Annotated in this window: 8 protein-coding genes; 1 reads left to right on the top strand and 7 read right to left on the bottom strand. The window is 44.4% G+C overall.

The window, feature by feature from the left end; genetic code table 11:
- Positions 1–7: 7 nt before the first annotated feature.
- Positions 8–3,157, bottom strand: a complete 3,150-nt coding sequence (locus tag NIAKO_RS35715; RefSeq protein WP_207622354.1) for a SusC/RagA family TonB-linked outer membrane protein — start codon at positions 3,155–3,157, stop codon at positions 8–10.
- A gap of 430 nt (positions 3,158–3,587) precedes the next feature.
- Here NIAKO_RS35715 and NIAKO_RS35710 point away from each other — a divergent pair, with 430 nt between their 5' ends.
- Positions 3,588–4,370 carry a DeoR/GlpR family DNA-binding transcription regulator gene (locus tag NIAKO_RS35710; RefSeq protein ID WP_014223386.1) on the top strand — a complete coding sequence of 261 codons (783 nt, stop codon included), beginning with the start codon at positions 3,588–3,590 and terminating at the stop codon, positions 4,368–4,370.
- Positions 4,371–4,608: 238 nt separating this feature from the next.
- On the opposite strand, the gene NIAKO_RS35705 is transcribed toward NIAKO_RS35710, so the two are convergent.
- The 6 genes from NIAKO_RS35705 to NIAKO_RS35680 form a co-directional block, all read right to left on the bottom strand.
- Positions 4,609–5,964 carry a DNA recombination protein RmuC gene (locus NIAKO_RS35705; RefSeq protein WP_014223385.1) on the bottom strand — a complete coding sequence of 452 codons (1,356 nt, stop codon included), beginning with the start codon at positions 5,962–5,964 and terminating at the stop codon, positions 4,609–4,611.
- 102 nt (positions 5,965–6,066) lie between these two features.
- Positions 6,067–7,692: a SusD/RagB family nutrient-binding outer membrane lipoprotein gene (locus NIAKO_RS35700; protein WP_014223384.1), complete on the bottom strand. Its 1,626-nt coding sequence runs from the start codon at positions 7,690–7,692 to the stop codon at positions 6,067–6,069.
- 28 nt (positions 7,693–7,720) lie between these two features.
- A complete protein-coding gene (locus NIAKO_RS35695; protein ID WP_014223383.1) occupies positions 7,721–11,086 on the bottom strand; it encodes a SusC/RagA family TonB-linked outer membrane protein in 3,366 nt (1,121 codons plus the stop codon).
- A gap of 154 nt (positions 11,087–11,240) precedes the next feature.
- Positions 11,241–12,458, bottom strand: coding sequence for an ROK family protein (locus tag NIAKO_RS35690; protein WP_014223382.1), 1,218 nt, complete (start codon positions 12,456–12,458; stop codon positions 11,241–11,243).
- A gap of 382 nt (positions 12,459–12,840) precedes the next feature.
- Positions 12,841–13,866: a lipid A deacylase LpxR family protein gene (locus tag NIAKO_RS35685; RefSeq protein ID WP_014223381.1), complete on the bottom strand. Its 1,026-nt coding sequence runs from the start codon at positions 13,864–13,866 to the stop codon at positions 12,841–12,843.
- Between the two features lie 63 nt (positions 13,867–13,929).
- The gene (locus tag NIAKO_RS35680; RefSeq protein WP_014223380.1) at positions 13,930–16,296 is read right to left on the bottom strand and encodes a GAF domain-containing protein; all 2,367 of its coding nucleotides are present in this window, start codon (positions 16,294–16,296) and stop codon (positions 13,930–13,932) included.
- Positions 16,297–16,312 lie beyond the last annotated feature (16 nt).

Below are 16,312 nucleotides of genomic sequence, written 5' to 3'. Positions count from 1 at the left end.
ATGGTAATTATAATTTAAGGGACAGATTCAGGCCATACGAGCGGGTACGGGGCAAACCGATCGATTCAAAGCCCTGCGCATTGCTGTTGGTAAAGCTTTGTTCAGGATCGAAGTTTTTGGTTTCCCTATACAGAATGAACAGGTTGCGGGCCACAAATGAAATGCTGGCTCCCTGGATCTTGGCCATTTTTATTTTGCTTACCGGGATGTTATAGGATAATATTACCTGGCGGAGTTTGATGAAACTGCCATCGTGCAGGAACTTATCAGTATACACTTTATAATTATCGTAATAGTTGCGCAATACCCCGCCGGCTTGCGTAATGGTAGTATCATAAGTAGCGCCGTTCTGGTCAACACCTTTCAGCTCCAGCCCTTTATCGCGGCCAGGCAGGGTGCTTTTTAACTTACCCATACGAGTGGCATACACCTCAAATACGGAGAATATTTTGTTGCCGAATTTACCATCGAGCAAAATATTCAGGCCCCAGTTGTGATAATGAAATTCGTTGGTAAGACCCATGGTATACGGCGCCACGCTGTTACCCAATGGCATCAGGTTGCTTGTTACCGGCAGGTGGTTACCCCGGTTATATATTATATTGCCCTGGTCATCTCTTTTCATAGTGGTGCCCACAATGGTTCCGTACGGCTGACCTTTGATGTGTTGTAAATAAGCCCAGTTACCAACGGAGTTGGCTATTTGAACAGAGGTTAATCCCGGCGCCAGTTCTACTACCCTGCTTTGGTTGTACGCAAAATTGTAGCTTACATTCCAGCCAAAATTGGCGCGGCTAATGGGTTTACCCGTTAACAGCATTTCAACACCATGGTTCCTTAACTCCCCAACGTTCATGATCACGGAATTATAGCCTGAAGTGCCGGAGATGGTTGTTTTTACAATGTCGTTGGTAGTTTGCCGGTTGTAATAAGTAAAGTCTAAGCCTAACCGGTTATTGAATGTTTGCAATTCAAATCCGCCTTCATAGGTAGTGGAAGTATAGGGCTTCAGATTGGGATTGGAGATTGCGTTCTGTTTATTTACATCCTGTGTTACATTCAGCAGGGGCTGGCCTGAACTGGGTACGTTGCTGTAAGTAAGATTGATGGCATATGGATCAGGAGCGCCGCCACCCACCTGCGCCCAGCTGCCACGCAGTTTGGCCAAAGTAACCCATTCTGGCATTTCAAATGCATCGGACAAAATAAAGCTGCTACCTACACTGGGATAAAAGATATGGTTGTTCTGTGGGCTTAAAGTAGAGAACCAGTCTTCACGTGCCGTAAAGGTTACAAAGAACAGGTTTTTGAAATCGAAGTCGGCAGAACCAAAAACCGAATTGGTAGTGGAACGCTGGGTAACCGGTGTTAGCGTAGAGGATGCCAGGTTTGAAACACTATAGAAGTACGGAATGATATATTGCTTACCGGTAATATTCAGCTCCTTGTTGGCATACTTACGGGAGTTGGCGCCCACCATGGCGCTCAGGCCAAAATTTTGCGCAAACCGGGTACGGTAATTAATATTCAACATGCTGTTTGTTTCAGACAGGTCTGATTTCAATCCCACATATTCGCCCAGTGGCGTATACAACGCCCCTGATGGCAACACGTTTGAATAATTGTAATTATAAAAATCGCGGCTTACAGTCCCTTTTACTATCAGGTTTTTAATGACTTCATAGGAAATAGACGCCTGCCCAATAAAGCGGTTCTTCACATCGTCTTCCTTCCATTTGTTGATGACGAAATAACCATTCGAGGCAATAGCGGCATCGTTCCAGATGGTTTCATTACCTAAGGAATCGTAACCAGGTTTTATCCAGCGTACATCGGCGGTATTGGCAATTTCAAGGGGTGTCCAGTTAGGATTTCCCAACGCATCGCCCGCACCTGTACGGTTATGTCCCTGCTCCAGGTTGTATTGGGCCAGTGCTTCGATATTTATTTTAGAACCTACTTTGCCATTGAGGGCTACGTTGAAAGTTTTACGTTTATACGTGGTGCCCGGCAAAATACCTTTGCTGTTAAGGTCTGCCAAAGAAAAGCGGTAGTTGAAATTATCACTGCCACCGGCAAATGCCAGGCTATTGGTGAAAGTGGTTCCGGTTTGATAAAAATTCTGCAGGTTCTTTTTCTGGGCCACATAAGGATGTGTTTTTCCATCTACACCCATATAATTGGTTGAACCATCGATGGGGGCACCCCATGATTTTCTTCCCGATGCCTGCGCATCTGTCAAAGTGGTGGGCATAACCCCATCGAGCCCCTGCCCATAATCATATTGAAAATCGGGAGTAACGGCTACATTATCCATGGTGAAGGTAGAATTGTAGTCAACGCCAATACCGCGTTGCGCCCTTCCCTTTTTAGTAGTGATAAGAATTACCCCGTTACTGGCGCGTGAGCCATACAGGGCCGCAGCAGTACCGCCTTTCAACACCGTGATGGATTCAATATCATCGGGGTTAATGCCCGCGATGCCATCGCCTTTATCAACGTTGCTGGTGATACCATTTGCCGTGGGTGCACCGCCCGGCACCGTATTATCGAGCGGCATACCATTAATTACATATAAAGGTTGGTTATCGCCGATCATGGAACCATTACCGCGAATGGTAACCCGGCTTGAACCTCCCGGACCGGTTGACAAACCTGCCGCATTTACCCCCGCGACCTTACCAGACAATGCATTCGCGATATTATTTTCACGGGCCTGGGTGAATTCGCTTCCTTTTACTTCGGTTACCGCGTATGCTACTGCTTTGCGGTCTTTTTTCATGCCCAACGCGGTTACCACCACATTATCAAGCATATCGCTACTACCTGCTTTTAGCGTAATTGTGACTGACGCCTGACCAGGCTCAATGGTGATCAGCTTTTTTTCATACCCCACAGAGGTAACAGTTAATTGAAAAGTGGAAGACTGAAGGCTGGCGGGTATTTTCATGGCGAAAATACCTTTTAGATCAGTTGTGGTTGAGTTAGAACTCCCGCCGGAAGTGAGGGTTACGGTAGCATTGGGGATGCCTGTTTGATCAGCTTCATTTTTAATTACCCCTCTTAACAGGGCAGATTGCGCCAGGCCAGCGAGCGAGATAAGCAGAAGAAAACATAGCAGCAGGCTGCCCGAAGCAATAGTTTGGACTCGTTTCATAAGCATTTGAGTTGAGTAGAAATGTTTGGTTACGTTGCGAATTCTGTTACAATTTAATAACAAAAAGAATACAAACTGCAAATTATTTGCAGTTATTGGAATTATTTCTGCAAATACTTAAATAACGGCATTTTATAATGACTTTGGGCAATCTGGACGCAAAACATATTAATTCACTGTAAATCAATAGTAAACAATCGATTGCATGAAATTATTTGAGTTTGAGAAACAGCATGATTATCTTTGCAAAATATTTGCAATCTTTGTATTATTGCAAAGATTGCAGAAATAGAGAGTTTATAAATTCAGGCAGCTGCAATCGCTTTTTTAAAAATAAAATCTTGCATCCCTTGAATAAGTCTCTTTATTTAGTGCTAAAAGTTTGAATTTTGTCAATTGAAGACGTACCCAATCTTAATGTGTATAGATTATGGCAAACAACAACCCAAATACGCCGGCGCCGGTGGCCTTGCAAAAAAAGGAAAGGAAAAAGCTGATCACCAAACAGGTGAACATCCATACGCGTTTGATGTTTACCGACCTGGTAAAACTGATAGACGTATCGGAGGATACCATCCGGCGCGATGTGAATGAATTGGCCGAAGAAGGCCAGGTGATAAGGATAAAAGGCGGGGTAATGTCTGCGGCTTATCATATTGGGCACGAGTCGCAAACTTATTCGCAACAAAAGAAAGAGATCATTGCCGATAAAACCCTGCAGTTATTAAAGGATGATATGATCGTGCTGATCGGTGGTGGAACTACCATCAGAGAGTTTATTAAAAAAATTCCTCCTACCCTACGCGCCACGTTCATTACCGTGAATGTGCTCACCGCTGTAGAGCTGCTCGATAAACCGATGATTAAAACCATCATGATCGGCGGACAAATATCTACTTACAGCCAAATGACGGTAAGCGGCGAAGTGTTTCAATACCTCAGTAATATTAAGGCTGATCTGTGTGTGCTGGGTATCAACGCCATTGATACCAACAGCGGCTTAACCGATTCTGACTGGGAAACCATCCAGGTTAAAAAAGCTATGATCAATGCGGCTGATAAAGTGGCTGTACTCACCATTTCGGAAAAAATGAATTCGGTAATGCAAATGAAGATCGCCGATGTAAACGAGATCGATTATTTAATTACTGAACTGTCGCCAGACAGCAATGAGTTGCAAGCCTACAAGGGCAAAAACCTCACCCTTTTATAGAACTTTTACGAACCACCCATCTTAAAACAACTACGCTTACACTAGTAAATGTAAGCGTGGATAACTATTTGTATGCCCTCACTACCGGTAAGTAGCAGGGCCGCTCCCATTTTCGCGTATATTGCAAGCTGTTAATAATCTAGTGTAGTAACCCTACCTATCTCGAGGAGCAACAGTTGTTAAGATTTTCTAAAGTAAGGCCGGAGAATTGCAAATATCCGGCTTTACTACTTACATTTCACTCTCCACTCTCCTCCTCTGCCTCATTTAACGGCCCAGTATTCCCAATTAACGCAACAGCATCTTCTTTAGGTAATTCCTGTACATCCCGCAGTTTCTTTTCAATAGCCCTCGATCTTACGCCCGCCTGTTCAATAACATTACTGGCTTCCTGTAATTTCTTCTGGGTTTTCTCCAGAATTCCGCCAAAATTGCCAAACTCGGTTTTTACCGCACCCAGCAATTGCCATACTTCTCCCGACCGCCTTTCAATGGCCAGTGTTCTGAAACCCATTTGCAAACTATTCAGCAAGGCAGATAAAGTAGTAGGACCGGTAATGATGATCTTATATTCGCGTTGAATACTTTCAAACAAACCGGGTGTACGCAGCACTTCGGCATACAAACTTTCAAATGGTAAAAACAGGATGGCAAAGTCGGTGGTGTTCGGCGGATCAACGTATTTGCTGCTGATATCCAGCGCGCATTTTCTAATGCCTTTTACAAAACTCTTCCTGTATTCTTCTACCAACTCGGGCAATGCCTTATCATATGCATCCACCAGCGCTTCAAAATCTTCTTTAGGAAATTTTGAATCTATCGGTAACCACACAGATTTATCTTTATCACCACGCCCTGGTAGCTTTATGGCGAACTCTACCAGTGCATTGGAACCTTCTTTTGTTTTTACGTTGCGCCCGTATTGGTCAATAGTGAGCACCTGCTCCAGAATGCTTTCCAATTGGTATTCACCCAGCACGCCCCTTGTTTTTACATTGGTAAGCACCCGTTTCAGATCGCCCACCCCCGTTGCCAGTTGCTGCATATCGCCCAGGCCTTTGTGTACCGCTTCCAGCCGTTCGCTTACGAGTTTAAACGATTCGCCCAGGCGGGTTTCCAATGTCTTTTGCAATTTTTCATCAACCGTTGCGCGCATTTCATCGAGCTTGCGTTCATTGCCGGTTTGCAGCTCAGCCATTTTCTTTTCCAGTGTTTCACGCATTTGGTCTAACCGGTGAGAAGTGGCATTATTCTGTTCGCTCTGCTTGGTTAACAAAGCAAAGAAATTATCTTTTTGAACCGTTGTGGCGCCGGCCATCGTTTGGTTAATCAACTCGCCAAAGTTTTTTAACGAGGCCGCTAACTCCGTTCGGATGCGCTGGGTATTATCACCGGTTTCCTGGCGATTGGTCACCATTTCCTGTTTCATGGCCGTTTCAATACGTGCAATCTCCCCCAACAGGCTTTCCATTTTATATTTCACGGCCATCCAGTCGGTATTGTTTTTGGCAGCCATAGCACGCCATGCAAATACCATGGTAATAATGGCTACCAGCAGCAAGGCAACCAGCAGCGTTACAATAATGATCTCCATGTTAATGGTATTGATGGGTCAATTTAAGGAATTGAAACCTAATATAAATAAAAATGCCCCGATAAGACTATCGGGGCGGAACTCTCAACACTTAATATAAACTTATTTAACGTCCCAAAAAATTCTGGTGGTAAGATTATCCTTTGAACTCACCACATCATAATTGGTTTTATTGTAGATGTTTTCAGATGAAGGATAAAACCATCTTACCGGTGGTTGTTTTATAATATTGCTGGCGTTGTCAACTTCAAAGCTTAATGCGGGGGCATCCAGTCTTCTGAGTTCGGCCCAGCTTTCGTGCGGCTGCACAACACTGTAGTGTATCCATTTCTGCGTAGCGATCAATGTTAACTTATCGGCGGTAGTGAGCGCTAAATCCCAATTCACTCCTGTAGAAGCAATGTATGCATTGACCTCGGTAGCATTTGTTGGGGTAAGCGGCCCCGACGAGGCGTCATTGCTTAATGTCCTGATCCAGTAATAATATTCAACAGACTGTCTGATACCGGTTTCATAAGCGGTTTTGGCGGCTGAAAGATTTGCTGTTTTTAAATAGTATTCAGCAGCCAGGAAGCTTACTTCAGCGGCATTGATCAATATACCGGGGAAGTACTGGTTACGGCTTACAGTAGACCGGTTATAAAGAGCTATTTTGGAGTCTCTGTTTATTGCTGCATCCTGAGCGCTCCTGTCGCCCACAGGATCTACACCCGTATACACGCCTTTGGCGCTATCACCGGGTTGGTACATAGCCCTTAACCGCGGATCACCATTGGCCTTCATATGATCGATCATCACTTTACCGGCAGTATTACTGGCCCTTCCTGCATCACCTTCTAATCCATCCTTGAAACTTTTAGCAGTGATATCCGAACTCAGGTCAAATACAGTCACCTTGATGTTCTCACTGTTTGCAGTAACAACGGGATACTTGGCGGGAGTGGAAAGAATGGTTGCTATTTCGCTGCTTGCACGTGATGAAAAAGCCGACGCGCCAGATGCCCTTGTTAATATTCGCAGGCGCAGTGAATTGCAATACTTTTTCCAAAGTTTAATATCCCCAAGATTGATCAGGTCCTGCGTGTTGAACTTTTTCTGAATATAAGCCGGGACAACTATAGAATTCAACTCATCGGCAAAGCCCTTCAGGCTATCGAGCATGGTGGTATAGATACTTGCTGCATCATCATATTTGGCTAAAGAGGCTGAATAATTACCACCATTGGTACTTAACTTTCCTGCCTCAGAAAAGGGAATATCACCGTGCAGGTCTACCATTTTTTGCGTTTGATCGTATAAAAAGATGGCGGCTGCGATCATATATATACGATTGTCAGCCTGTTCAATGGCCGGCAATTTTGAATAGATCTTTTCCAACTCGCGATACTGCGCAAGGAAATAATAATAATCTTTCCAATTGTCGCTTATCGAAGCTGAACCCGGAACATACTGGTTATCACTGTTTTCCCAGCCAACAGCCTGGGTATAGTGCAACAAAGTTGTTCTTAGTATTACAAAATAATTCCAGTATTGAGGAACAACATATCCATGGTTACCTTTATCAGTATTGGTCCACATCCGGCTAACCAGGGTACCTGCAAATTGTTTATCAACCGTAGAAGTTGATATTTTTCCGGGATCTGCATAACTATCCGCGAAGTCTTTCTTTTTACAGGCGGTAAAACCAATGGACGCTACCGCTACCGTAACAAGCAATATATTTTTCATTAATGATCTTTTTAATTGTTAATACGATTTAGAATCCTGCTCTTAACATTACACCATAGGTTCTTGTAGACGGGTTGGTACCAACATTGGTAAGCGATTGAAACCATCTTGAACCTGCAGTCGTTTGTTCTGCATCCATATTCTTCAAAGTGCGGTAGAAATAGAACAGGTTGCGGCCGAATACCGATAACTGTAATTTATTAGCGCCTATTTTATTCGCCAGTTTTACAGGTATGCTATAACTTAAACTTACTTCCCGCATTTTTATGTACGAATTTTTCTTTATATACAATTCATAGCGGGAGGAACTGTATTGAGGGCCACCCCAATTATATGTATTCCAGTAGTAATAAGCCTGGGATATAATGTTGGTATTTGGTTTGCCATCTGCAGTTACCCCTTGCATCAACATTCCATCATCGTATACTCTTTCGCCCTTAGGTCCTGTAGCTGCATTGGTTGGAATACCCATTTGCTTTGACTCATCGTAATAGTAGGTAAGACCGCCATGTTCTTTATCCATATTCCCCAAACTTTCTTTCGTCAATCCACGGCTGGTCATCCAGTTAATACCGGTAGGCATTACGTAACCGCCAAACCGGAAATCGGCCAGTACATCCAAAGTAAATGACTTGTAGCTAAAGCTGCTGAAAATACCACCCACCACTTTAGGCATGGCATTTCCCACTTTTGTTAAACTGTCGCTCAGCAAATACAATCCATCGGGACCAACGAGCTTTTGGCCTTTGTTATCGGTAGCAACGGGGTGCGCATAAAAATCACCCATTGGCTGCCCTACTTTCGAAATTAACTGGGCTGCGTTACCGTCGTAATCCTGGTGAATCAGCTGGTTAGATCCATTGGTCAGTTTTTCAACCAGGTTTTTGTTGAAGGAGAAATTGATCCCTGCATCCCATCTGAAATCTCTTTTAGATACAGGTGTTCCGGTAAGGCCAATTTCAATACCCTTATTTCTTAAGGTACCCACATTGGTAAGCACTGAATTGTAACCAGTGCTGTTGGCAACTGTGATAGGCAATATCTGGTCTCTGATTTGACCATTATAATAGGAAACATCGAGCCCTAACCGGTTATGGAAGAACTTACTTTCAAGACCGAATTCAATTTCATGCTTTTGTTCGGGTCTGATGCCATCATTACCAAAGGCTGTAGGAAGATAAGTGTATATAACCGGTGTACCATTCGCCTGCTGTATCCCCAATGATGTTTGGTTATACGCGATATTAGCCCCGTAAATATCCGGATAGTTACCTACTATGCCCCACGAACCACGGAGCTTGCTAAAGCTGATGAAAGAAGGCAAATCAAATGCCTCTGATATTACAAAACTTGAGTTTACAGAAGGATAAACAAAGCTGTTGTTATTAGGATTCATTGTAGAAGTGCGGTCACGGCGCAAAGTACCTTCCAGGAACAGGTAACCTTTGTAATTGGCATTAAGGGTTCCAATAAACGCATCCTTGACAAGTCTTCTCCTGTAGTTCCAATCAGGACTATAAGTCATATTAGTAACAGATGCAGCCAGGTCGAACCAGTTTTCAACAGATAACCCGCCATTGGTTTCCCGCTGCGTTGCAGTCGTATTCTCCTTCTGGGCTGTGTAACCGCCCATCACGTTCACTTCCACATCGGGCGTTATTTTTTTGGTATAGGTCAACAGCAGATCGCCATACACTATGGTATTTAAATAAGTAGAGAGGCCAAAACTTCCCCCCTGGGTTCCATCGTTTACTGGTTGCTGATAAACCAATGGTATTTCAGTGGTTTTTTTTGTCTCTGTTCTTTGCGAAGTAAAGTCGGTAGCAATTCTTGCACGTAATTTCAGATCATCCAGGATCTGCCAGTTATTGGTAAGGCTGGCTATTACGCGGTTGTTTAATTCTTCTTCATTATATTCCTTAACCCGCCAGAGATAATCTGCTATGTCAGATTTATAACCAGGATAAATGATATTTTCCGAGGGCGTTACGCTTTGTGTAGCAGCACCCTGTACGGCTTTATAACCCCGGCTTGTTTTATATTTGTTCAGATACCAGTCGCCATTATCGAACCGGCTCATCATACCGGTAAAATTGTTCATTAAACGGTCAACGCTGTAAGGGCGGTTATTGGTTTTCTGGTTGATATAATTCACCATTACATCAGTAGAGAACCGCTTGTTTAACCTGAAACTGCTGTTAAAATTCGCTATATTCTTGGCATTTTTTGCACCAAGACTTATGCCTTCATTGGTTTGACGGGTTAAAGAAAAACGCACATTCGATTTTTCATCAGAATGCGACATAGCAACACTCACACTTGAATTATGCCCCGTTTGGAACAAATGTTTGTAGTTATCTTTCTGCGCCTCATAAGGTCTTATAACACCATCCCAACCCATGGTGGGCACGCCGTCGAATTTACGTCCGAAGTTGATGGTATGGCTGGTATTACCCCTGGTTTCTTTTATACCATCATTATCCAAATCATACCAAACGAACCCGGTAGTGGAATCCTGATTTCCCTTACTTACATGCCAGGGAGCGCCGGGCCCTCTTACATTCTGCAATTGGGGTAAGTAGGCTACCTTATCCACACTGTAATTGGCAGAAAAGTCTACGCTGTATCCCTTTTTATTCTTTCCGCTTTTGGTGGTAATGAGCACTACACCGTTAACGGCGTCTGAACCATACAGCGCGGCCGCCGAAGCGCCTTTCAATATTGTTACGTTATCAATGTCTTCGGGGTTTATATCCAATAAACCGTTACCACGCAACCGCTGATCGGCATAGTAATCATTGTTCTTTACTTCACCATCACGGATAGGCACACCATCCAATACAATCAAAGGCTGGTTTTTACCGGTAATGGAGTTGATACCACGTATGGTGATATTAACCGCACTGGTGGCGCCACCAGGTGTGGTACCGATACGTACGCCAGGCGCTTTACCATATAATGCCGAAGCAAAGTTGGGCGAACCTGTTCTGGTCAGGTCTTCAGCTTTTATGGTGCTTACGGCGTAGCCCAACGATTTTTGCTGGCGCTTTACCCCTAAACTTGTTACCACAACGCCTTCCAGGCTGGTGACCTCACCAGCAAGCGTTACATTGAGTGTGGTTTGGCTTCCTAATGAAATCTCTTTTTTGCTGTAGCCAACATAAGAAAATATGAGCACCGGTTTTGCAGTGGATACCGGGATCCTGAACGAACCGTTCATGTCGGTTACAGTAGCAGTTGAAGTTCCTTTTTCTGTGATAGATACACCTGGCAAAGCGGTTCCAGTGCTGTCCTTCACTATGCCACTAATCGTTTTTTTCTCCTGTGCAGTACCTGTTATACCCCAGATACACGACAGTGCGATCAGCAATAGTCGGATGGTTGCTTTCGTCATAGCAGTTTGTTTGTTTGTCAATAAAAGAGTTCTGGCTTTATGGTAGCGTAAGCTGGAATATTGCTTTCGCAAAACACTCCGGCTTTTTAAATTTTTCTCTGGTGGCTATACTGTAAAATGAATTCGGATAAGATCAATGAGGGACCGGACAGGTTTAAAACATCCGGTTTATTTCATGGGTGAGGTTTCTTGTTTCTTCCTGTTCATAATTCTCCATCACAAGAGCGGCAGCACCCGTAAGCTCTGCGTTGTATCCTAATGCCGAGATCTCTACTTCGGTATTCGCTGACAGCACGGGGATACAATGCTCATTCAATGCCTGCTGTATGGGGGCCTGCCAGATCTTTCCGGCCGATGACCCACGTCCGCTCAGGATCACTACCTCGGGGTTCAGTAAATGGATCAGGATGGCAACCCCGCGACCAATGTTGTAGCCGGCTTCAGACAATATCTCTACCGCAAACTTGTCGCCCTTGCCCGCAGCGGCTACTATATTTAAAAAGGCCTTTTCAGGATGGTCTGCCGAGAGTTCTTTATGCTTTAACGTCGACAGCTTCCCGCTTTCAAGGCCCTTACTCGCTTTTTCGATCACTACTAACAGAGAGGTTTCTGTTTCCAGGCATCCGCTTTTACCGCAACTGCACAATTTGTTGTTCAAAAAAAGCGGGATGTGGCTAAACTCACCGGCAAAGCCATCATGCCCTCTGAACAGCTCACCTTCCAGGATCATTCCTAATCCCACACCCCAGCCTACATTTATCACCAATGCATTCTTGCGTTGCCGGGCCGCGCCAAACTTCAGTTCGGCCAGGGCAATAAGCCGCGAGTCGTTATCGATGAACACGGGTAATTTAACTTTGGCTGAAATGTACTGGCTGATAGTAACACCAGCTGTTTCCAAAAAGGTGTAGTTAATCCCTTTTGCTGAATTCACAAAGCCGGGCATGCCAATGCCTATTCCGGCTATTTTATTTTTCGGAATGCCCGACCGGCTAATGATCTCATTAATCTTATCTGCCAGGGCGGACGGTGCATCCGGGTTTTTCGTAAGGGGTAATTCAAACAGTTCAATACTGCTTACATTCCGGTTCTGCATGTCGAGGATAGCTATTTGGGTAACCAGCTGGTCCATAGCTACCGACACCACATACATTACGTCTTCTTTTAAGGAATACATCACAGGCCGGCGTCCGCCGGTTGATGCTGCATAGCCTGTTTCCGTCACCATCCCTTCTTCCATCAGTTTGCCCAACATCTTGGTGGTAAGCGGAATACTTTTGTGGATCTTGTCGCTTAAATCGGCACATGAAAGCATATTGCCAAAGTACAGATGCTTAACGATCCTCCTTTTATACAATATGTTCCTTTCCATAAGCAACTATAACAGATTCTTTTACCAAATATAATGTTAAGTTAAATTATCTTTTTAATTATTTTAGAAAAGTTTTTAAAATTTTATTCAACTTTTGCTAGCTTATTGAATATCAAATTATAATTTTTGGCAAACTCTCTTGTTTATTTTTCATCCTGGTGTCTTTCACCGCTCATTCTCCTTCCATCCTAGGGTCATCCTTAGGTAATCCTAAGGTTATCCCAGGGTTATCCTTGGGTTAAAACCCTAGGATGAGCTAAGGAATACCTTAGGAATACCCTATGATGACCTTAGGATAAGAGATGGTTCACTAAACATTGACAAAAAGCATTAGCACCTTTAGGGTCCACCGGGACCCTGCCATTTTTTCGTTTTCAGAATTTTACCAGGCGATGTAGAGGGAGATATTACTGGTTTCCTGGTTACCAGTGCCTTTTACCATAGGCGTCATGGAAGTGAGTGTATAGGAAATGCCAATGCGGCCCGAAGAAACAACCACGCCGTAATCGCATTTTGCCACTACGCGCTCCCGCACCATATCTGCGTTATCGGCTTCATCGTAATTGGGATCGGGCGGGGGAATGGGCCGGTTTTTCCGGTTGAAGATGCCGCCGCCAATAAAGGCATTGCTAAGCGTTAATTCAACGGCGGGGCGAAAAAAGAAATAGATCTGCTGCCGGTTTCTACGCTCATAAGGGGCTGAATACCGCGATAAATAGCCATTAAAATAAGGATCCATCATTCCCAGTCGAAGGGTAGTCCAGGCTGCCAGCCCATTCAACGCAGTACCGGCAAATGCCTGTGCACCGCCGATCAACTCCAGGGCTTTATGAATATGGGCCAGTTGCTTTTCACCGGCTACACTTATATTCAGCAACAGATCGGTTTTTAGCTGGTAATCCCACCCATTGGGTTTGAAATAACCCACCAGGTGATGCACTGATTCCTGGGTTTGCTGCGCCAATGACGGTGGCCCCAATACGCCCAGCATCAATTCGCTTTGCCAGCTGTATTTTTTTACGGGATTGACAGACTGTAATGAGTGGGTTGCGAACAGGGAACCTGAATAAGGGAAGTCACTTCTCAGGGGTATTCTTCGCAGGATGTTTTTGGGTGTTATCATCACCTGCATTATGCTAAAGCCATATGTATTTACGCTGCTGTCGCCAGCCTTTGGCATAATATGGTGAAGGAAGAAACGCGGGGGTTTATTATTTATATAGAAGTAGTCGAACCTGGTGCCATTGGTGTAGCCACGGTCGGAGATGCCCCCAACCACGTTAAACAGATCATTGTCTTCATATGCTCTGAACATATGGCGATACGTTGTATCCTGCTGTTGCCCATAAGCTGTTCCTGTCAGGTATATACTTAACCATAACAGGGTGATGAATTGCCCCCGCTTCATATCGAATCAATATACAGCGTTTTTATGGCAATTCATATCAAGCTGGTAGAAAAGAAAAAAACACTAAGCAATTTCCTGATCGTATTCCAGGTTAATACCTACGCGCAATGCTTTTAACCCGGCAACGCCCTGCAATTCTTCCAGGTCAAGAAACTCGAGGTCGTTCAACAAAATGCCTTGTTCCTGCAGGTATTGAATGTGCGAAATGTATTCATCGGCATCGCGGCGGTTAAAATATACCAGGGCAATCTTTCCGGGCTGGGTCAATCGCTCGTTGGTATCGGCCACATGCACTTTGTCGATCCGTTTTTTAATAACCTGGTAGCGGATATTGTAACCGCCTTCGGCATCAAACCGGCGCTCATCATTGCGGAAACTGATATCGATGGTATTGCTGTGGATGAATATAAGCTGAGTGGTTTGCAAGGGCTTCGACAAATTCGGCAGCAGGTTATGCGTGATCTTCGCAATGGCGGCCATAGAGGAAATCTGCCACAACCGCAGGTTCTTCAAATACAGAACATCAAACGGTTTTTGTGGTGCAATGGCCTGCCCGATGTAAATATCATACTCCACCCCATCTGTTCTGAAACGTTCAAAATAGCAGGGGTACGATTGCTGCAATTCATCCTTCATCAGGTCGAGGTAATTATTTACGGCGGTGTTCACCGATTGCATCGACTCTTCCAGTTCCCGTCTGTTCGTCCACGCACTGCCGGTCATTTCTTCAGTGGCGGCAAAATACTTCTCCACTATACTGGCAGAACCGGGATGGGTAAGTTTAAAATGTTTCAAAAAAGACACTGCTTCCTTCTCCAGGAAATCGGTGAGCTTTACTTCGCTATGCGGCGTTAATGAATCATCGAGCGTGTTTTTCCATTTCCGGCATTTATAGATCATTTCATCGGTCAACGCCAGGCTGTAATGCTTTTTAACTTCCTGCAGGGTTTCGAGCAGAATAGCGAACTGGTGTTGCAGATCGCTCAGCTGCGCCCGGTTACGTTCAACGGTTGAATTGCGGATATCAACGGCGCCATACAATGGATATACACTTTCAAAACCTACGGTTTCTATTTTGCCTTTGCCATTATACTCCACTTCCTGCAGGTAATTCCAGGCGGCTTCATTGAACTTCCATTGCACTGCAGGCTGTAGCGAAGTGAATTTCTCCTTTATCACCCCATCGATGGCTGAATCAAAGTCATCGATAGAAAGTTGCACCAGCTGCGCCAATACGGGATAGGCAGGCTCCAGCAGGGCCAGTACTTTTTCGTCCAGTATTCCTGGCTTGCGGGTATAAATTTCAAGCATGCCGGCCAGGTTGTTATTGTAGTACAGTGGTAATACTATGAACGACTGAATACCGGTTCTTGTACAGGCTGATAAAAATGGGTAGAGTTTTGCTTCTTTAGTAGAAATGGTTTTATAAATTAACGGCCTTGGGTTTTTAATATAAGCTTCTGCAAATGCCTGGTAAGCGCTACGCGCAGCGCCGCTGGAACACTCTTCATTATCGCCCATCATCACACTTCGCAGTTCATGCATGTGCGGCAGCACCAGTTTGTCATTAATGCGGAACAAAGGAGTTACATTAAAATCGATGGCATCGTTCTGCACCAGCGTTTTCAATGATTTGGTTACATCGTGGTGGCACCTGTCTTCTTCCTTCCGGTGAAGGTTCACGATCGTATTCTTGATGGTTTCTACTGCATACTTTGCCGTTTCATCGGATATGGTAACTACCGACATGCCCCTGAATTTAAACAGCTCCAGTGGTAATACCCTTTCCAGTTTTTCAAACCCATGGTCTTCATCGATGTGACCGGTAGCGGTAACAGCGCTCAGATCGGGGATTTCCCCAACCGGTATAACCTCTATAAAACGGGTGTCGATGTTTATTTTTAAATGCCGTATCAACCCGGTTTCTTCATCTATATAGGAATGGATGATCTCATTCTTATGGAAGGGAGCGAAATTGTAAATGCGTTCAAGGATAAAAGTATAGGCTATCCGCAAATTGCGCAGCCGCATCATTTCTTCACCGCCCTCAATAACCGCCTTTTTAAGTTTGCTGTTCTTTGTATCTACCATCAGCTTCTGAAACGCATCGGTGCCATATACAAAATGCGGCCGTAACGGCATTCCTAATGCCCAGGGTAAGCGGGTTTCATCTTCCGTTACATTCGACATGCTTACAAAGATCAGTTCCAGCACATCGCGGTATTTATCCAGGTTATCCAGCGGAACATCGCCTTCCAGTTCAGGGAACTCTCCCAGCTTCTCCAGCAGGAAGGCAGTGAGTTTATCTTTTAAAGAGGAGTCGTGTTTAAGGCTCTTTTTTAAAAAGTTGGTGAATGGACGTAAGGAAAAAGCCGTATCTAAATTAGTCAGCGAAAATTTCTCGTTAATATTAATCGTCATCGTTTGCATACACAAAGCCATTTAT

It is taken from the genome of Niastella koreensis GR20-10, assembly GCF_000246855.1.
Lineage (GTDB): Bacteria > Bacteroidota > Bacteroidia > Chitinophagales > Chitinophagaceae > Niastella > Niastella koreensis.
Note: the sequence above shows the minus strand (reverse complement) of the source record. Positions and strands in the feature narration are given on the sequence as shown.